The sequence below is a fragment of the Amycolatopsis orientalis DSM 40040 = KCTC 9412 genome (assembly GCF_000478275.1).
Taxonomy (GTDB): Bacteria; Actinomycetota; Actinomycetes; order Mycobacteriales; family Pseudonocardiaceae; genus Amycolatopsis; species Amycolatopsis orientalis.
The window spans coordinates 42,880-61,998 of sequence record NZ_ASJB01000085.1 but is presented as its reverse complement, the minus strand read 5'-3'; the positions used below and the strand labels follow the sequence as shown (position 1 = coordinate 61,998).

General features: G+C 70.2%; 19 protein-coding genes. 6 read left to right on the top strand and 13 right to left on the bottom strand.

Annotated elements, in window-relative coordinates:
- Positions 1-66: 66 nt before the first annotated feature.
- From L324_RS35145 to L324_RS35125, 6 genes are all read right to left on the bottom strand, one after another.
- On the bottom strand, positions 67-705 hold the full coding sequence (locus L324_RS35145; protein WP_037319159.1) for a response regulator: 639 nt from the start codon (positions 703-705) through the stop codon (positions 67-69).
- Entirely contained in the window at positions 702-1,829 is a 1,128-nt protein-coding gene (locus L324_RS35140; protein ID WP_037319156.1) for a sensor histidine kinase, read from the bottom strand. Before L324_RS35140 ends, L324_RS35145 begins: the two co-directional genes overlap by 4 nt.
- An 8-nt stretch (positions 1,830-1,837) precedes the next feature.
- A complete protein-coding gene (locus L324_RS43930) occupies positions 1,838-1,960 on the bottom strand; it encodes a hypothetical protein (RefSeq protein ID WP_268871967.1) in 123 nt (40 codons plus the stop codon).
- 66 nt (positions 1,961-2,026) lie between these two features.
- On the bottom strand, positions 2,027-3,286 hold the full coding sequence (locus L324_RS35135) for a GAF domain-containing protein (protein ID WP_037319154.1): 1,260 nt from the start codon (positions 3,284-3,286) through the stop codon (positions 2,027-2,029).
- 71 nt (positions 3,287-3,357) lie between these two features.
- Positions 3,358-4,239 carry a diacylglycerol kinase family protein gene (locus L324_RS35130; RefSeq protein ID WP_051174275.1) on the bottom strand — a complete coding sequence of 294 codons (882 nt, stop codon included), beginning with the start codon at positions 4,237-4,239 and terminating at the stop codon, positions 3,358-3,360.
- 78 nt (positions 4,240-4,317) lie between these two features.
- Entirely contained in the window at positions 4,318-5,016 is a 699-nt protein-coding gene (locus L324_RS35125) for a hypothetical protein (protein WP_051174274.1), read from the bottom strand.
- Between the two features lie 142 nt (positions 5,017-5,158).
- On the opposite strand from L324_RS35125, the gene L324_RS35120 reads away from it, so the two are divergent.
- Positions 5,159-6,400, top strand: coding sequence for a sensor histidine kinase (locus L324_RS35120; protein ID WP_051174272.1), 1,242 nt, complete (start codon positions 5,159-5,161; stop codon positions 6,398-6,400).
- Positions 6,397-7,056 carry a response regulator gene (locus tag L324_RS35115; protein ID WP_152547098.1) on the top strand — a complete coding sequence of 220 codons (660 nt, stop codon included), beginning with the start codon at positions 6,397-6,399 and terminating at the stop codon, positions 7,054-7,056. The genes L324_RS35120 and L324_RS35115 overlap by 4 nt, the downstream gene beginning before the upstream one ends.
- Positions 7,057-7,117: 61 nt before the next feature.
- Here the strand turns inward: L324_RS35115 and L324_RS35110 are convergent, their stop codons facing one another.
- The 3 genes from L324_RS35110 to L324_RS35105 all read right to left on the bottom strand — a co-directional run bounded on the left by L324_RS35110 (position 7,118) and on the right by L324_RS35105 (position 9,657).
- Entirely contained in the window at positions 7,118-7,321 is a 204-nt protein-coding gene (locus L324_RS35110) for a cold-shock protein (protein ID WP_037319152.1), read from the bottom strand.
- 237 nt (positions 7,322-7,558) lie between these two features.
- A complete protein-coding gene (locus L324_RS43165) occupies positions 7,559-7,735 on the bottom strand; it encodes a hypothetical protein (protein ID WP_162835891.1) in 177 nt (58 codons plus the stop codon).
- Positions 7,736-8,007: 272 nt separating this feature from the next.
- Complete coding sequence (locus L324_RS35105; RefSeq protein WP_268871968.1) at positions 8,008-9,657, bottom strand: thiamine pyrophosphate-binding protein; 1,650 nt, start codon at positions 9,655-9,657, stop codon at positions 8,008-8,010.
- 182 nt (positions 9,658-9,839) lie between these two features.
- On the opposite strand from L324_RS35105, the gene L324_RS35100 reads away from it, so the two are divergent.
- Entirely contained in the window at positions 9,840-11,072 is a 1,233-nt protein-coding gene (locus tag L324_RS35100; RefSeq protein ID WP_037319148.1) for a hydroxyacid-oxoacid transhydrogenase, read from the top strand.
- Positions 11,066-11,479, top strand: a complete 414-nt coding sequence (locus L324_RS35095; RefSeq protein WP_037319145.1) for an acyl-CoA thioesterase — start codon at positions 11,066-11,068, stop codon at positions 11,477-11,479. The genes L324_RS35100 and L324_RS35095 overlap by 7 nt, the downstream gene beginning before the upstream one ends.
- Here the strand turns inward: L324_RS35095 and L324_RS35090 are convergent.
- The 4 genes from L324_RS35090 to lanKC form a co-directional block, all read right to left on the bottom strand.
- A complete protein-coding gene (locus L324_RS35090) occupies positions 11,441-13,177 on the bottom strand; it encodes an ABC transporter ATP-binding protein (RefSeq protein WP_037319141.1) in 1,737 nt (578 codons plus the stop codon). The two genes, L324_RS35095 and L324_RS35090, sit on opposite strands and share 39 nt — an antisense overlap.
- 70 nt (positions 13,178-13,247) lie before the next feature.
- Positions 13,248-14,927, bottom strand: coding sequence for an ABC transporter ATP-binding protein (locus L324_RS35085; RefSeq protein WP_037319138.1), 1,680 nt, complete (start codon positions 14,925-14,927; stop codon positions 13,248-13,250).
- Between the two features lie 215 nt (positions 14,928-15,142).
- Positions 15,143-15,286: a SapB/AmfS family lanthipeptide gene (locus L324_RS42605; RefSeq protein WP_152547097.1), complete on the bottom strand. Its 144-nt coding sequence runs from the start codon at positions 15,284-15,286 to the stop codon at positions 15,143-15,145.
- A 40-nt stretch (positions 15,287-15,326) separates the two neighbouring features.
- A complete protein-coding gene (gene lanKC, locus L324_RS35080) occupies positions 15,327-17,870 on the bottom strand; it encodes a class III lanthionine synthetase LanKC (protein WP_037319135.1) in 2,544 nt (847 codons plus the stop codon).
- 423 nt (positions 17,871-18,293) lie between these two features.
- Between lanKC and L324_RS35075 the strand changes: the two genes are divergently transcribed.
- On the top strand, positions 18,294-18,659 hold the full coding sequence (locus L324_RS35075; protein ID WP_037319365.1) for a hypothetical protein: 366 nt from the start codon (positions 18,294-18,296) through the stop codon (positions 18,657-18,659).
- Positions 18,652-19,116, top strand: coding sequence for a hypothetical protein (locus L324_RS35070; RefSeq protein ID WP_438938475.1), 465 nt, complete (start codon positions 18,652-18,654; stop codon positions 19,114-19,116). The genes L324_RS35075 and L324_RS35070 overlap by 8 nt, the downstream gene beginning before the upstream one ends.
- The last annotated feature ends 3 nt before the right edge of the window (positions 19,117-19,119 follow it).

Genomic DNA, 19,119 nt, shown 5'->3' with positions numbered 1-19,119 from the left:
CCGAGTCGGGATCAGCGCAGCCAGTGACACCGGCGTGTGTCATCGGCACGTGATCTGCCGACCGCGTCAGAGGCCCTTTTCCAGGGCGTAGCGCACGGCCTCCGCACGATTGCGCACACCGATCTTGGCGAAGACGTGGTTGATGTGACTTTTCACGGTGGCCTCGCCGATGTACAGCTCGGCGGCGATTTCCGGATTGGACAGCCCCCGCGCGATGAGGCCGAGCACTTCGGCTTCGCGTGCGGTGAGGCCGTCCGGGAACTCGGACTTGGCCCGGGTGACCGTTCTGGCCTCCAGCGCGGCGACGAGTCTGTCGGAGACCTCGGCGGCGAAGATCGCCTGCCCGTTCGCGGCGGAGCGGACGGCCGCCCCGATCTCGGCGCGGCCGGCGTCCTTGGTCAGGTAGCCGCGGGCTCCGGCGCGCAGCGCGTCGGCGATCGAAGCGTCGTCGGCGTAGGTCGTCAGGACCACGACCGCGACCTCCGGGTGATCGCGTTTGAGCAGTCTGGTCGTCGCCACCCCGTCCAGGACGGGCATGCGCAGGTCCATCAGCACGACGTCGGCCGCGGTCCCGCGGAGCAGGTCGAGTGCCTGCCGTCCGTCCCCCGCGGAGCCGACGACGTCGACGCCGTCGATCAGCCCGAGCAGCGCGACGAGCCCTTCGCGCATCACCTGCTGGTCATCGACGACGACCACCCGGATCACGCGCCCACCACCGCCTCCACCGTCCAGTGCCCGTCGTCCGGGCCCGCGGTCAGCGTGCCACCCGCGAGCGCGAGCCGCTCCCGCATCCCGGTGAGACCGAAGCCGCCGGTGTCCTCCGATCGGGCGGGGTCGCCGAGTTCGTTGCGCACCCGCAAGCGGACCTCCGCCGGGGTGAACCGCAGCCGGAGCGACACCGGACGGCCGGGGGCGTGCCTGGCCGCGTTGGTCAACGCCTCCCGCGCGACGGCCACGAGCGAGACCACCACGGCGGACGGCAGCGGCCGCTGCTCCCCCGAGACCTCGAAGGTCACTCCGTCGTGATGCGCTTCCACCAGCAGCCGCAGGGCTTCGGCGAGCGACGGGACGTCGCTGCGCAGAGCCGCGACGGCGTCACGCGCCTCGGCCAGGCCGTCGGCGGCCAACCGCCGGGACAGCCGGACCCTGCCGAGCGCACCGTCCACATCGGACTTCTCGGCCAGCAGCGCCTCGGCGACCTCCAGATGAACCCCCAGCGCCCCCAAGGAATGCGCGAGGACGTCGTGGATCTCCCTGGCGATCCGCGTCCGTTCGTCGAGCGCGGCGGCCCGCGCGTGTTCGCTCTGCGCCAGCTTGGTCTGCTCCAGCAGGGCGGCCGCCTGATCCGCCTGCACCTCGTACTGCCGCCGGTTCAGCCCCAGCAGCATCAGGACGAGCAGCACGCCGACGTTGCCGAACACCACCACCAACGAGGAACCCACGAGCAGACCGGGGAACGCCGCGAGGGCGACGTCGAGGCCCACCACCCCGACAATGGCGGCCACCGACGGTCCGGTCAGGGTGGCGAACCGGCTGACCGTGACCACGGCGAGCACGATGGCGGAGGAATCCTCCGCCCAGCCGAGGGTGAGCGACGGCGGGACGGTCGCCACCGCGAGCAACAGCGTCGCCAGCCGTGGCGACAACGGTGCCGCCACCACGAAACCCAGCCAGCAGACGCCGCAAACGCCGTACGCCACCCAGATCCACCCCTGGGACTCGCGCACGGTCAGCAGCACCACCACGACCGCGGCCGTGCCGAGCAGCTGGACGACCAGCCAGCTCGGCGCGATCGTGTCGGGGAGCAGCGGTCGTTCGCGCTTCCCCATTTCACTCCTCAGTGATCGCTCAGGCGCGTGATCAGCTCCACCAGGATCAGCCGGTAGGCCAGGAATCCGAGGAGCACGACGATACCGATCGCGACGATGCCCAGCAGGGCCTTTCCGTTCATGTTTCCCATGCGCCGGACGGTAGGCACCCCGGTGGGTGGACCGGGACCATCGCCGGGTTGAACCGGGGGTGGAGATCAGGCGCGGACGGCGGGCGCGAGGGAGTGCGGGAGGACTTCGCCGTCGGCGGGCCGCTCGACGACGACCTCGACGTCGTCGGCGAACCGGTACGGCCTGGCCAGCAGGATCCCGCCGAAATGCCGCCGCATCCTGGACATCTCCGCGCGGACGGTGACGGTGCGGCCGGCGTCGCCGAAGAGGTCGAGCGAGAGTTCCGACGCCGACCGGCCCTCCCGATGGCGCGCGAGGACGTACAGCATCTCCGCGTGCCGGGGGCTCAGCCGATGTGACCAGGTCCCCGCCGCACCCGAGACGCGCAGCGTGCTCTCCCGCGACGACCTCAGGTCGAGCACGAGCCGGGTCGGCGGCGCGTCCTCCTCGTCGGTCAGCCGGACGAGCCAGCCGCCGGGCAGCGGCTCCAGCAGGCAGTCGCCGAAGGTGGGCAGCCAGGTCCGGCCCGCGGTCGCGTCGCTCGGCAGGGCGATCCGCCCGATCGGGACGATGCCTGCCGACGCCGCGATCCAGCCGTGCGGGTCGGCGATCACCGCCCGGCCCTGCACCTTGGCGAGCAACGGCGAAGCGAGGCCACGCAGCCGTTCGAGTTCGGAGAGGTGCGTTGTGCGCAGCTGCGCTTCGGCGAGCTTCGCGACGGCGTCGACCAGGGCCAGCGTCGTCGGGTGCACGGTCGAGGCGGGGCCGGAGAGGTCGACGGCGCCGAGCAGCCTGCCGTCCCTCGGATCGCGCAGCGGCGCGGCGGCGCAGGTCCAGTCGTGCTGGCTGCGGACGTAGTGCTCGGCGGAGTAGACCTGGACCGGATGCCCGGCGACCAGCGCGGTGCCGATGGCGTTGGTCCCGACGGACTCCTCCCGCCAGTCGACCCCCTCGACGAAGCCGAGCCCGTCGGCGCGGCGGCGGACCGCGGCACTCCCGTCGCGCCAGAGGACGCGGCCCTCGGCGTCGGAGACCACCATGATGTGCGCGGCCTGTTCGGCGAGGCCGATCAGGGCACCGCGCAGGGCGGGCAGGACAGGGGCGAGCCCGCTCTCGCGACGGCGCGCCTCCAGCTGTTCCGGGACGAGGAGGGGAACCGGCGCGCCGCGGTCCGGGTCGAGGCCGAGACGGCGCATGCGCTGCCAGGACGCGCCGATGACGGCACGCGGGTGACTCGGAAGCGCTTCGCCGGAGAGGGCGGCTTCGTGCACTTGGGCGAGGACGCGCGCGTGACGGCGAGGATCCGCGCCGACCGGCACCGCGGCCTCCAGCTGCACCTGGCCCACTCCTTTGGTCCGTTTCGACCAGTGTGCCCGGCGGGACCGGCGATCGGAAGGCCTCTGTGACCTGGGCGGGCTTACCCGGTGAAGGGCGCATCCACCAGGTGGGACACGGGGAAGCTGCCCACCGGTTTCCGGCCGAGGAGCAGGCCTTTCCTGGTGGCCTCGGCCATCACCGCGCGGACGTCGACGCACCACGGGCCTTCGGGCTTCAGCTCGACGAAAGCGCTCTCTCCCCGCTTCAGCACGAAATGCGGCTCGCCGTCGAGCGCGATGGAGCCGCCCGCGGCGGCGAGGTCGACCCGGACCCCCGGGTGCAGCACGCTCCAGCCCCGCACCCCGACCGCCCGGACCTCGCCGGGCGCGATCGGCGCCTGCACGACGTAGGGCGTCTCGTCGACCGGCCCGAGGGAGACCGCGACACCGTCCACAGTGGACTTCGGACTGGGGCACAGCCTGCCGGGGATACTGGACAGGCCGATCCCGTCCGGCACCGCGAAGGTGCAGTACAGCTCGGTCAGCGAAGCGGGATCCCACCGCTGCTCCGCCGACACGCTGACGTCGGTCAGCGCGATCTCCCGGCGCGCCTTCGTGACGACCTCGAGGACGGTCGCCCGGTTCGTGACCAGGTCGATGTCCACCTGATGGGTGGCCAGCAGTCCGGCGGCGAGCCCGGCGACGGTGGGTTCGGGGAGCGCGGCGGCCCTCCCGGACGGCAGCATGAGCAGCGGTACGTCGCCGCAGGCGGCCGCGGCGGCCCGCATCATGCCCTCCCCGCCCGCGCAGATGACCACACCCGCGCCGGCGTCCACCATCCGGCGGACGGTGCCGATGATCTTCCCGGCCTCGGTCCACACCATCACGCGGCCGACGCCGGCCACGCGGAGTGCCGAACGCAGGCTCTGGATGTCACGCTCCGAAGCGGGGTTCGCCACGATCCCCGCAACCGCTTCGCCCACATGTCCTCCGCTGCCGCGCCAAGTCCCTACAAGGAAACGACGCCGGGGCCGCGAAAGAAAGAGTTGCAGAAGGTTGCATCACCAGGAGAGGGGTCGCGGCACCCGGTCCGAGGGCGGCCGATTCCGCAGTATCCGCACGCCGAGCGGCACCAGGACCAGGCAGGCGGCACCCGCTCCGAGCACCCCGTAGAGGTCGCTCTCCTTGAGAACTCCCACCCACATGGTGCAAGGCCAGAGGAACATCAGGGCACGTCCGGTGCCGAAGATCCCCGCCCGATAGGTCCCGATGGCCAGCACCAGTCCCCCGGCGAACTGGCCGACGGAAGCGGTGACCGGGATCCGCCAGAACCCGTAGGAAAGGTCCACGTAGCCGTCCATCACGATCTTGGTCGCCTGGTCCACCCCGAGCGTGTCGACGAGCCGGAAGGCCGTCAGATCGATGCCCGCGAAGTAGAGCCGCGCGAACAGGCCGAAGACGAGCAGGATCAGGCCCCAGGCGGCGAGGGCGGGTGCTTTCGCCGCGACGAGCTTCGCCAGCGCCAGGAACGCCACGAAGGACAGGACCATGCCGAGCAGGAAGAGCGAGTACGCGGCCGTGACGAAGCCGGGATTCGCGGCGTACGCGGCCAATTGCCCGGGCGCGGCGAAGGGCTGTTGGTCGAACCACGCCACTTGCTCCGGTGTGAAGTCCTTCAGCACCAGATGCCGCGACAACAGGCCCGCGAACCACACGAGCGGTGCGAGGACCAAGGCCACTCCGCCGATCTTCCCGTTCATGGTGTGGATCGTCGCCGGTCACGGCGGTCCTGGGCAGCGCTCGAAAGTCAGGCGGAGACCTCGACTTTCGTCACCCCTGGGGGACACCGGCTGTCCCCCACGCGGGGATGTGCCCGGACCGCCGCGTCGTTAGCGTCGGGCCATGGATTCGCTGGGGTGGGCACTCCTGACCGGGCGCGACGCCGATCTCGAACCGGCTTCGGCCTGGTGGCACGTGCCGGGCTGGCTCAAAGGGGTCCTCGCAGTCTCGATACTCGCCGTACTGGCGAGCGTGACCTTCGGCGCCTGGGGGCACTACCTCGGTCCCGAAAGCCTGCCGCTGGTCTCGTTCCTGCTGCTCCTGCAGGTCGCGCCGCCGCTGCTGGTCGTGCGCTTCCCGCTGACCGCGGTCCGCGTGGCGGCGGTCGGGATGGTCACCGCGACCATCGCCGTCCTCTTCCCCGCACCCGAACCACCGTTCCACGCGAGGCTGAGCGAATGGCCGTTGCAGACCCACGTCCTGCCGTACCTGCCGGTGCTGGCGATGACCCTCGCCCGGACGAAACCCAAGCAGGGCACCGGGATCTCGATCATCGCGGTGCTGCTCGCCGTCGCGGTCGGGCTCGCCCAGATCCCTCGCACGGGCACGAAAACCCTGGTGTTGGCCCTGCTCGTGGTGGCCGTGACCGTCGTCGCCGGCTACGGCATGCAGCAACGCAGGCGGGCACTGGCGCAGGCCGACACGGCCGAGCGCACGGCGGTCGAAGAGCGGGCGAAGCGGACCGCGTTGCAGAAGCGCGCGCTGGTCGCGCGGGAACTGCACGACATCATCGGCCACCACCTCTCGCTCATCGCCCTGCGCACCGACAGCGCGCGCTACCGGCTCCCGGACGTCAACGAGAGCATCGCGGAGGAGTTCCGCGCACTCGGCGTCGCGGCGAGGGAAGCGCTGGACGAGGCCAGGCGGCTGGTCGGCGTGCTGCGGGACGACGACACCGAACCGGAACACGAGCCGCAGCCGGGCCTCGCCGAGGTCCCCGGGCTGCTCGACGGCTGCCGGGCGTCCGGCGTCGAGGTGCGCTCCCGGATCACCGGCGGCGACGACGTCCCCGGCACGATCGGCCTCGCCGCGTACCGGATCCTGCAGGAGGCGTTGAGCAACGCGGCACGGCACAGCCCGGGTTCGGGGGTGGACGTCGAGGTGCGACGGGAGCCGGAAGCGCTCACGATCCTGGTCGAGAACGGGCCACCCGACCGGGTTCCGGCCCCTTCGGCCGGGGACGGCACCGGCCTGGCGGGGATCGCCGAACGCGTTACGCTGATCGGCGGCTCGTGCGAGACCGGGCCGCGGGCGGACGGCGGATTCCGGGTGGCCGTCACGCTGAAACTCACGGGGGAAGCGTGACCACCGTTTTCATCGTCGACGACCAGGCCATGGTGCGGGAGAGTTTCGCGAGCCTGCTGGACGCGCAGCCCGGACTGGACGTCGTCGGCCAGGCCGGTGACGGACTGGCGGCACTGGACGGCATCGCCGCGCTGACCACCGCACCCGACGTCGTCCTGATGGACATCCGGATGCCGGTGATGGACGGGCTCGAAGCGACCCGGCGGCTGCTCGAAGGCGACGGCGAGAAGCCGAAGGTGATCGTCCTGACCACGTTCCATTTGGACGACTACGTCTACGAGGCCCTGCGGGCGGGCGCGAGCGGGTTCCTGTTGAAGGACGCGCCGTCGGCCGAACTGATCGGCGCCATCGGCGTGGTCGCCGCCGGGGACGCGCTGCTCTCCCCCGCCGTCACGAAGCGGCTCATCGCGAACTTCGTCGCCGTCGCACCGAATCCGCGGCCCTCGCCCGCCCGGTTCGACGTCCTGACCGAACGCGAGCGCGAGGTGCTGCGGTTGATCGCGAAAGGACGGTCCAATCCGGAGATCGCGGCGGATCTGGTGCTTTCGGCGCAGACGGTGAAGACGTACGTGGGCCGGATCCTCGCGAAGCTCTCGCTCCGGGACCGGGCACAGGCCATCGTGCTGGCCTACGAAACCGGGCTCGTCTCCCCGTGAGGACCCGGAAAAAGCAGCAGGGCCGCCTCCCGGAGGAGACGGCCCTGCTTGAAAGCCTGGATCAGATCACGTTGACCGAGGTGGCCTGCGGACCCTTCGCGCCCTGCCCGATTTCGAACTCCACGCGGGCGTTCTCCTCGAGGGTACGGAAGCCGTTGCCCTTGATCTCGCTGTAGTGCACGAAGACGTCGCCGCCGCCGTTGTCGGGAGTGATGAAGCCGAACCCCTTCTCGGAGTTGAACCACTTCACAGTGCCCTGAGTCATAAAATCTCCATATGCAACACAAACAAACAGGAAGCCACGTCGGCAGCCCGGGTCATGACCAGACGGTTTGCTTCCTCAGATGTGCGAGGAGACACTACGCCCGCTGAGTTCTGCGAGCGTGAACCAACACGAACACAAAAATCGAGACCTTAATCAGTAAAGCACACCGCACGCAGGCCGACAAGCGTCTTCACCCGGGTGTGCGGCGCCCCGCGCGGTGCTCTTTACCACTCGGCTCTATTCGCCGCTCGCCGCGCGCAGCGGTACGTCCGCGCCGAACGGCGAACGGCGCAACGCTTCGCGGTTGGTGGCCACGACCGCGACGTCGTGGGTCTCCGCGTCCGCGCTGAACTGCACCGGCACCACGCCGGAAACGGACTTGGACTTGTCCTGTGGCTTCGTCTCGTCAGCCATGTTTTCTCCCCTGTGTCAACACAACGCTGTACCTACTGCGTGCCAACAACTCACCGGCGGACGGCCGCGGCCCCGCTGGCCGCTCCTGCCCACCCAGTCCTCATCGGACTCTCGGTGTTGCGGCGATTGTGCCACGGCCCGCCGACAAAATCCGGTCTCCGCGACCGAAACTCGGCCGAGTCGTCACCACTTTCCCACCCCTTGGGGCAGGTGAAGGCGGCACCACAAGGGTTTCTGTGTATCCCCTGAGAAAAAGTACCGCCCGGTAATCCCTACTGGCCGCCTTGCTGTGGCCTCGCGGCACCCAGCAGGCTCGTCAGCCGGATGTCCGGCGTCACCACGTCCGGATCCGTCCTGATGTCGATCACGCACGGCCGTTGCCGGACCAGCGCGCTGGCGATGATCGGCTCCAGCTCCTCGCGGTCGTCCACGGTGTACCCGGCGGCGCCGAGCCCGCGTGCCCACGACGCGAAGTCGGTGGTGGGGACGGTCACGCCCGACAGCCGTCCGTGCTTGCGCGCCTGGTGCACGGCGAGCGGACCGTGCAGGCCGTTCTGGAACACCAGGACGGTCACCGGCACCCGGTAGCGGACGGCGGTCTCGATCTCCTGCCCGGTCATCAGCGCCCCGCCGTCGCCGACCATCGCGATCACCGTCCGGCGTGGCTCGGCGAGTTTCGCCGCGATCGCCGCGGGGACGGCGTACCCCATGGCGGCGTTGCTCGGCCCGAGCTGGCTGCGCGGCGCGGTGAAACACCAGTAGCGGTGCATGAACTGGGCGAAGTTGCCCGCGTCGCTGGTCACGATCGCGTCCTCGGGCGCGAGTTTGCGCACGGCGCGGATGACATCGGCCGGATGGACGCGGGTGGCGCCACTGGTGTCGGGCGGTGTCATGAAGGTGTGCACGGCGGCGTTCGCGGCCGACGCGCGGCGGGTCCGCGGCGAGGCGACGGTGCGCAGTTCACGCAGGAAGGGCTCGACCTCCGAGTCGACCCGGAAGGTCAGGCCGCCGCGCCGGGCGGGCTCGATCCCGGTGCCGACCAGCACCAGCGTCTGCGACGGCGTCGGGTAGCGATAGGACTGGGTGGTGACCTCGTCGAGCTGCGTGCCCAGCGCGAGGACGAGGTCAGCGCGTTCCAGCGCGTCGAGCTGCCGCGCGGGGATGCCGATGCCGAGGTGGCCGGCGTAGCGCGCGTGGTTCTCGGGGAAGGCGTCCTGACGGCGGAAGGCGTTGTACACCGGCAGCGCGAGCTCGTCGGCGACGGCGATCAGCTCGTCCCGCGCCGCGCGGGCCCGGCCGCCGACGATCACCACCGGGTAGCGGGCCTCGTCGACCAGCTGCGCGACCGCCTCGGCGGTCCGGCCGAGCGCGCCGGTGGCGGGCGGCCGCACGGACGCGACCGGTTTGGCCGAGTCGAACGGGACACCCCAGAAGTCGGCGGGGACGGCGACGACGGTGGGGCCGGGACGCCCTTCGCGGCAGCGGGTCAGCGCCTCGACCAGCAGCCCGGGGACCTCCTCCGGCGTCTCCGCGCGGCCCGTCCACTTGGCGATGGGTTCGAACATCGCGGTCAGGTCGGCGGTGGGCAGTTCGCTGGTCGGGCCGGGACTCGACGGCGGGTTCTCCAGGAGGACGACCATCGGGCTCTCGTCCTGGTACGCCGTGGAGACGCCGATCGCGAGCCCGGCCGCGCTCGGCCCCCGGCCCGCCAGCAGGACCGCCGGGTGTTCGGTGAGCTTGCCTTCGGCCTCGGCCATGAAGGCCGCGCCGGTGTCGTGCCTCGCCGAGACGAAGGTGATCGACCGCTCGCGTTGCAGTGCGTCGAGCAGATCCAGGAAAGAGTCACCCGCCACCGCGTACACGCGGTGGACTCGTGCCTCGGTCAGGATCCGCACGGCCGTGTGGGCGACGGACGCTCCCAGTTGGTATCTAATGAGAAGAGCTTAGGCGGGCGGTGATCGGTGCCGTCAAGCGATCTTTCGATTCCGGCAACCCCGGGGCGGCAGAATGTCCGAAATCGGGACGTGTTCGAGCAAGGGAGCGCGGAAACGTGACCTCAGCCACCGCTGGACGTGAAACAGTTTTCACATACGGCGCACCGGCCTTGAAATACGGCACCGGGTCGAGCGACGAGATCGGGTACGACCTCACGCAGTACGGCGCCCGGCGGGTGCTCGTGCTGACCGACGCGGTGGTCGCCGCGACGGGCCGGCCCCAACGGATCGCCGAAGGCATCCGGAGCTACGGCATCGAAGCGGTCGTCTTCGACGGAGTGCATGTCGAGCCGACCGACGTCAGCATGCGGAAGGCCGTCGACTTCGCCAAGGGGCAAGGCGAGTGGGACGCCTTCGTCGCCGTCGGCGGCGGGTCGGTCATCGACACCGCGAAGGCGGTGAACCTGTTGACCAGCAACGACGGCGACCTGATGGACTACGTCAACGCGCCGGTCGGCGGCGGCCGCGCGCCGACGGCACCGCTGAAACCGCTGGTCGCGGTGCCGACCACCACCGGCACCGGTTCGGAGAGCACGACGGTGTGCGTGCTGGACGTGTTGTCACTGCGGGTGAAGAGCGGCATCAGCCATCTCCGGCTTCGGCCGAGCCTGGCCGTGGTGGACCCGGAGCTGACGGTCTCGCAGCCGCCGGAGGTCACCGCCGCGAGCGGGATGGACATCCTTTGCCACGCCGCGGAAAGCTACACGGCCAAGCCGTACACCGACTTCGACCGGAAACGCCCGGAGGACCGGGTTCCTTACTGTGGCGCGAATCCGCTGGCCGACATGTTCGCCGAGCAGTCGCTGCGGCTGCTGTCGTGGGCGCTGCCCGCCGCGGTGCGGGACGGGTCGGACATGAAGGCACGCGAGGCGATGGCGCTCGCGGCGACGTTCGCCGGACTCGGCTTCGGCAACGCGGGGGTGCACATCCCGCACGCCAACGCGTATCCGATCGCCGGGCAGGTGCGGGAATTCCACCCGGACGGCTATCCAGGCGAAGAGCCGATGGTGCCGCACGGGATGGCGGTCTCGCTGACCGCGCCCGCGGCGTTCCGCTTCACCTACGACGCCTGCCCGGACAGGCACCTCCGGGTGGCCAGGCTGCTCGCGCCTGACTTCGAATGGCCGGGCGATCTGCAGGACCATCTGCCCGAGGTGCTGCGACGGCTCATGCGCGAGATCGGGATCCCCAACGGGATCGGCGCCGTCGGCTACACGGAGTCCGATGTGGACTCGCTGCTGTCCGGCACGGTGAAACAGCAACGGCTGCTGGCGACGGCGCCGCGTGAGGCGTCCGAAGCGGACCTCGCCGGGATCCTGCGGGATTCGGTGACGCTGTGGTGAACGCCGAGTACCCGCACTGGCAGACGGTTCCGTTGCGGTGGAAGGACAACGACGTCTACGGGCATGTCAACAACGTCGTCCACTACTCGGTGATGGACACCGTGATCAACACGTGGCTGATCGAACGCGGCGGACTCGACATCGAAACCGGTGGCGTGATCGGGTTGTGCGTCGAATCGCAGTGCAAGTACCACGCTTCGGTGTCGTTCCCCGGGGAACTCGAGGTCGGCCTGCGGGTCGGGCATCTCGGGCGGTCGAGTGTCCGCTACGAGGTCGGGATGTACTCGAAGGAGACGGTGATCGCCGAAGGTCACTTCGTGCACGTCTTCGTCGATCGCGAGTCACGGCGTCCGGTGCCCGTCGAAGGTCTACTCAGGAGCGCGCTCGAAGAACTGCTCACCGGGTAGCGGCAACCGCGGCGCCCACGCGTGCATGAGCTGGGCGTAGCGCGTGGACCGGTCCATGAGTTCGAGGTGGGTGCCGAGGGCGGTCTCCTTGCCGTCCATCACCAGGACCCGGTCCGCGCGCAACGCCGACGACAGCCGGTGCGCGATCACCACCAGCACCCCGCCCCGCTCGGCGAACGCCCGCTCCGCGCGGGCTTCGGCGGGCGGGTCGAGGTGCGAGGTCGCTTCGTCGAGGATGACGACGCCCGCGTCGCTCGCGTACACCCGCGCGAGCGCGATCAGCTGCGCTTCGCCGGCGGACAGCGTCCCGTGCCCGATCTCGCTGTCCAGTCCGCCCAGCCGCGTGACCAGCGGTTCCGCCCCGACGGCGGTCGCGGCCGCCCACAGTTCGGCGTCCATCGCCGTCTGCGCGAACAGGCCGATGTTGTCCCGCACCGAGCCCGCGAAGACGTACGCCTCCTGGGGGATCAGCGCGACCATCCGATGCCGCACCGCCGCCGGGATCTCCCGGACCGGGACCCCGCCGAGCAGCACCCGGCCCCCCTGCGGTTCGAGCATCCCGGTCAGCAGCCCGGCCAGGGTCGACTTGCCGATCCCGCTCGGCCCCACCACCGCGAGCCGTTCGCCGGGGCGCAGATGCAGGTTCAGCCCGCGCACCACCGGCTCCGCCGCCGCGCCCCAGCTGAAGGTCAGGTCCCGCACGTAGATCGCGGTCCCGGTGGGTTCGGCCGTCCCGTCCGGTTCCGGTTCGGCTTCCGCGGTCTCCGCCAGCCGCCGCAGCGCGACGATCAGCCGCAGCACCACGGTGCTCGCGGTCGACGCCAGTCCCCGCAACGCCGGTTGCATCGTCGTCGCGAGGTAGACCAGGGCGCCGAGCGCGGCACCGGCGGTGAGCACGCCGTCCTTGACCATGCCCGGAGCCACCAGCAGCGCCAGGAGCAAGGGCACGAACCCGCCGGTCGCGATCACCACCGTCCGCGCCGCCCCCGACCGCGCCACCCGCACGGCCGCCTTGGCCTGTATGTCGATGGCGTCGTAAAGCTCAAGCGCGGCAAGGGGTTCCGCACCGCAGGCGACGATGTCGCGCATCCCGGACAACGACGCGCCCGCGATCTCGGCGGTCCGTTCGTCGGCCAGTGCGAGCGCGCGCTGACGGCGGGCCAGCGACGGCAGCAGGCAGGCGAAGACCAGCACCGCGACCACCACCGGGATCGCGACGATCAGCGCGAGCGAACCGGCGACGGTGAACAACCCGGCCAGCGCCGCCACCGTCGTCACGATCATCCCGCGCGCCTGCACCAGCAACCCGGCCGTGGCGTCGCGGACCACCTCGACGTGCTGGGTGATCCGGGCGACGCCGCTGGCGTCCGGCTGGTTCCGCGGTGGCGAAGGATCGTGCAGGACTCCGCGCACCACGGCGGTCACCAGCGCGTCGCGCAGCGGCTCGACGACCTTGCCGAGCTGATGCCACACCAGTCGCGAGCCGAGCGCCCCGATCACCGCGACCAGACCGAACACCGCGAGCCAACGCAGTCCGGTGCCTGGCCGATCCGCGGCAAACCCCTCGTCAACCGCGAGTTCGACCAGGCGACCGGACAAGAAGGCGGGCGCGCTCTCCAGCACGGAACAGGCCAGGAGCACCAGCCCGCCCCTCCACTGCCCGGCCAGCGCCGAGCGATAGAGGTCCCAGACGCTCACTGCGCCCCCTCGGTGCTCGTTGGCGAACCCGCGACCGCGATCGCGTCGTGCTCAGTGCGCTTTTCGCTGTTCACCTCTGCTCCGCCCCCAAGCTCCCGGTGAAGACGGCCCGGTAAGCGGGCTTCCGCCACAGCTCCTCGTGGGTGCCGACCGCGCGGATCCGGCCGCCTTCCAGCCACACCACCGCGTCCGCCCGCGCCGCGGTGGCCGCGCGATGCGTCACCACCACCCGGGTCCGGCCGGGCAGGGTGCGTTCGATGGCTTCCTCGACGGCGGCTTCGGTGACCGTGTCGAGGCTGGCGGTGGCGTCGTCGAGGATGAGCACCCTCGGCGCGTGCGCGATCGCGCGCGCCAGCCCGATCCGCTGCGCCTCCCCGCCGGAGAGCGGCGTCTCCGAAAGCGGCGTCCGGTACCCGTTCGGCAGCCGGACGATCAGGTCGTCGACCTGCGCGGACTGGCAGGCGGCGCGGACGGCGGCCTCACCGGCCCACGAGCCGTACCCGACCGCGTCGCCGATGGTCGCGCCGAGCAGCGCGGGCCGTTCGAAGGCGAATCCGACGACCGCGCGGAGTTCGTGCGGGCGCAGGTCCTCCAGCGGGCGGCCGTCGAGCACCGCCGTCCCCTCGTCCGGGATGAGCAGGCCGCCGAGGACGTTGACCAGCGCGGACTTCCCCGAGCCCGACTGCCCGACGACGGCGGTGAACCGGCCGCCGCGGACGACGAGGTCGACCTCCCGCAACGCGCCTTCGACCGTGACGCCGCGCAGTTCGAGTGTGCCCCGGCCGGGGACGACCCCCAGCTTGCCCGGTTCAGGGGCGGGCGACCGCAGTACCTCGGTGATCCGCCGCGCACACGACCGTGCGCGGGAAAGCGTGGTGAGCAACGGGATCTGGGTGACCATGGCCATGCCGAGCGCGACGTAACCGAGTGCGGCGAGGACCTGGCCGACACTCAGCCTCCCCTCCAGCACGCCGAATCCGGCCGCGGCCAGCACGGCGAGTTCCACCGCGGGCAGCAGCAGTCCGGATCGCCACACCATCCTGGCCTGCGTGCGCCACATTCCCCGCCCCGCGAGACTCAGTTTCGGCAGCGGCCGCAGCACTCGTTCGGCTTCACGGTCGGCGGTACCCGACGCGGCGATCGTGCGCAGCCCGGCGACGGCGTCGACCATCCTCGCCGCCAGTTCCCCGGAGACCTCTTGGTAGGTGAGGACGTCGTCGGCGGTGTTCTTCAAGTGGGTGCGCGCGAGCATCAGCGCGAACGGGATGCTGCCGAGGAAGACGAGCGCGAGCCGCCAGTCCATCAGCGCGAGCAGGACGACAGCGCCGCCGGAGATCAGCGTCGACGAGCCGAGCTGGACGACGACCGAGGCGACCAGACCGGCGCCGGTGCAGTCACCGGTGAGCCTGCTGATCGCGTCGCCGTCGGCGAAGGTGGATCGGGTGCCGAGCGCGAGATAGCGGTCGGCGAGCTTGCGGCGCAGCCACGCGGTCGCGGAGGCGGTCATCCGCGCGGTGAGGATCCCGCCGATCAGGCCGACGGCGATTTCGGTGAAGCCCAGCAGGAGCAGCCACGACACCTCGGGGAAGCTGGGGCGTCCCGCGACCACGGCGTCGACCGCGGCGGCGAGCGCGCCGGGCAGGAGCAGCCCCGCGGCGGTCCCCGCGAGGGCGCTCAGGATCAGCGCGATCAGGCGGGGGCGATCCAGCATGGTCACGGAGACCAGCAGGCGATCGGCGGAACCCGCCATCCCACTCCTTAGTGTCCGAGGTGAAGGGGACTTTCCCCTCTTCTCACGCGGCGAAGGGCCCTTTAGTCGCATCGCATGCGGCGAAGGGCCCTTTCGGCTCGCATCCCACTCCTTACAACGTGATCCCAACGAGATGAACCGAACGGCAAAATGAAGGCGCGGGAGCGGCGCACTTGGCCTGTGCCGCTCCCGCGCCCTCAGTGATCAGTCAGCGATCAGTGGCAGGTCAGCAGGCTGACCGTGCTGTTCGCGCAGGAGGCCAGCAGGCTGAGGTTGCTCGCGCCGCCGTGGCTGCCGCCGCCGCCGCCCTCGAGAACCTCGGGGGTTTCCAGGGCCTGCAGGTCGAGAACCATTTCCATGATCGTGTTCCCTTTCGTTGTTTTCCTGGTCCGCCGGTCGTCAGCGACCGGCAGTTCTGGAGGACAGGAACGGCAGCACGGCCTTCCCGTCCAGGGTCGCGGCGAGGGCGAGCAGGATGCCCGCGCCGCCGGTGACGACGTCCATCGACAGCCGCAGCAGCTGGTTGCCGGGGAACGCCAGGCCGCCCTTGTACGGCACCGCGTACCAGGCCAGCCGGGAAAGATGCAGGTCGATCGTGTCGCGGACCCGCTGGTCCGGCTCCGCGCCCATCGCGAGCGCGGTCATCAGCCCGGACCGGCCGAACAGCAGGCCGGGGTGGATGACGAACTCGCCGCGGCAGGCTTCGCGCAGACCGGGAAGGCTCTTCAACGCCTTCGCGTCCGGACGGTGCTTCGCCAGCTCCTCGGCGACCATGAGGATCCCGGCGCTGCCGACACCCGCGTAGGGCAAGGTCCTGGTCTCGCCGTCACGGACCTGCAGCGAGCCGTCGTCGGACTCGACGCATTCCTCCAGGTCACGCTCCAGCGCCTGGTCGGCGAAGGAGAGCCAGCCCTCTTCGCGGGTGCGCTCGAACAGCCGGATGAACAGCAGCGCCGGCCCGGACCAGCCGTTGAGCAGCCCGGCCCTGGCGAAGTCGCCGGGCGGGTCGGCGGTCTCCAGCGCTTCGGCGAGCCGGACGGCGGTGGCGAGCGCCTGCCTGCCGAACTCGTTGTCCTTGCGCTTCACCGCGAAGTGCAGCTGGGTCAGGCCTATCCCGGACAGGCCGCCTTCGAGGCCGTGGTCGGTGGTCTGTTCCACCAGCGTCGCCGACGCCGACAACATCTTGGTCGCTTCGTCGCGGTACCCGAGTTCTTCGAGCACGTAGGCGATCCCGTACGAGCCGTCGTAGAACCCCGGCCGTCCCGGCGGGTCGCGCCGGACCGACTCCAGCAGCCACTTCTCGTGATCGGGATACCGTTCGCCGTTGACGGCGTTCAGCGCGTAGAGGACGCCGGCCGCGCCATACCCGAAGCACGCCCCACCGACGCGGAACTGCTCGATGTCGCCGGGGAAGAGCCGGTCGGTGCGTTCGGGGGTCGAGCTGGCGAGGATCGCTTCGGTGATCTGCTTGCGGACCAGCGCCCAGTCCGGTTCGTCCTGGTCGAGTTCGGTCTCGCTCGACCGCGGCGGGGCGTTCCGGGGCGCCAGCTCGGCGACGATCGCGTCGGCGTAGCCCTCCGGGACGTCGAAGCGCCGCTGGACGAAATCCGCGAGCCCGCGCAGCTTCGCCGGGGCGAGTTCGAGAAGGGTGGTGAGCGGCAGGAAGATCCACAACTTCAAGACGGCCAGCGCGTACTCGTCGACCTCGAATCCGTGCCGGTCCCGCGGGGCGCGGAAACCGGGGGCGCCGAGTGCGGGCCGGGCACCGCCGTCGACGTCGGCCGCCATCTCGAAGTCGATCAGGGACACCGCGTCGTCGTCGCCGTCGACCAGGATGTTCATCGAGTGCAGGTCGCCGAAGACGATCCGGCGGTCGTGCACCGCCTCGATCATCTTCTCGACGCGCTCGACCAGCGCCAACGCGCGTTTCGTGTAGGCGACGATGTCGGCTTCGGTGCAGTCCCGGCGGGTGAGCGGGTAGTTGCGGGCGAGCCAGCTGCCGAGCGGGACACCGGGCATGTACTCCATCGACAGGAAGTGGTGCTCCCAGACGGTGAAGCGGTCATGGGCGGTAGGGATGCCCTCGATGCCCTTGAGCCGCTCCAGCACCTCGTGCTCCCGGCGGAGCCGCTCGACGGCGTCGATCAGGTCGCGGTCGAGGCCTGCGTACGGCCTGGCCTCCTTGAGGACCACCTGCTCGTCGTCGGCGTTCCGGTCGGCGAGGTACACGCCGCCGCCGTTGGAGAAGTGCAGGGACTTCTTCACTCGATAGGGGAACTGCGCCGGGTCGCCGCCCTTGCGGGCCGCGAGGTGCGGGGCGAGGAACTCCGGAATCGTCACCCAGTCGGGGACCGAGAAGGTCGGCTCGCGTTTGTCCGGGACCAGCGTGCCGTCAGGCTTGCGCACCGCGAGGACGCGCTTGCCGTCCAGTTCGACCCATTGCTCGGCGAATCCGCCGTAACGGACGTAGAGCGGGCCGGCACCATAGCGTAGATCACTGAGAATATACGCACCCGGTTCGCCATCGAGCTTCACCGACAGGTCGGCGAGAACACGCTCCAGCTCGTTGTTGTCAGCTGGATAAAGAGTCAGTAACTTACCGCTTCCGTCACGCGGCGCGTATTTGGAATTCCGGGCCAGCAGGGTTCCCCTGGAGCGCAGATGCTTGTACGACACATTGTGCTCGATACAATGCTCGTGCACCTTCACGAGCACCCGCTCGGCATTGCTCAAACCTGCAGACACATGGATTTTCCAGCCCTGCAAGGGAAGGTTTCGAGCAAGTGGCTGCAGCATCCGCCACACTCCGCGCGCTCCGGCGCGCCATCCGATCTCGGGGGCGGGCAACAGGGCGGCGTAATCGTCGGCGGCGTCTCCGGTTTCCCGTTGCTCATCGAAGAACAGCGGATCCGCGAAGCAATACGCTTCGTACCGGATGTCCATCGAGCGCCCCCTCCTTGGCACCAATCGGATGGGCCAAGTGCACCATCGCGATGGGGAATATTCCACCCGCAGGATTGCGAACGGCCAATCCGCCATATCGGGGGTTCGGATGGGCTGTTCAGGGACGTGAATTCGAAACCTACCGAATAGTAGGCGTACCCAGGGTGAGATCAACTCGGTTTCCAACCACCCGGTCGGTGTGTAACAGGATCGCATCTGCGTCGTAATACCTGGTCGAAGCGCTAAAACGATAATGTCCGGACAAATTGGCAGAACGCCAACCGAACATGCTTCGTGATCTATTCACCCGAGGTCTGGACCACTGAGCCTCGTGGCGCCCGCCACGCGGCCCGCCGGTCGGCCGACGGCGACAAGGCGCCCGAAGGTACGTTGTCGACCGGCGGAGTAGGTAAGGAGGCGGACGTGATCACAGGCTTCGCGGTGACCGTCGCGATCTGCGCGACGCTGGTCGCGGCGTGGAGTTTCGTGCAGTCCGTGCGAAAAAAACTGCCGGACAACCCGTTGCTCATCGCCCTCGGCGTGGTCGAACTCCTCCTGGTGGCCCAGCTCGTCATCGGCGTCGTGCTGCTGATCGGCGGTGGCCGCCCCGGCAGCATGGCCACCTACCTCGCCTATCTGATCGGCTGCCTGGTCGTGCTCCCGCTCGGGACGTTCTGGGCGCTGGCGGAGCGCACGCGGTCGAGCACCGCGATCCTCGGGATCGCCTGCCTCGCCATCCCGGTGATGGTGCTCCGGCTGAACGAGGTGTGGGCGGGTGCCAGTGCCTGAAGGAACCGAGGAGAACACGGTGGGCGAAGCCACCCAGGACGTCAGTGAGAACACCGCTCAGGACAAGGCGTCCCAGGACAAGGCGTCGGGCCCTGGCCGGATCCTGGTCGCCGTGTACGCGATCTTCGCGCTGGCGGCGACGTCACGCGCGGCCGTGCAGATAAGCACCAAGTTCCACGAGGCCCCGCTGGCCTACGTCCTGTCCGCGTTCGCGGCCGTCGTCTATCTCCTGGCCACCGTGGCCCTCGCCCGCCGCGGCGCGGGCTGGTGGCGGATCGCGCTGCTCGCCTGCGGGATCGAGCTGATCGGCGTGCTGACCGTGGGCACGTTCAGTCTTTTCGACCGCGAGGCCTTCCCGCACGCCACCGTGTGGTCGGTCTACGGGCAGGGCTATCTCTTCATCCCGCTGGTGCTGCCGGTCATCGGACTGTTCTGGCTCCGGCGGACGAAGCCGTGACCC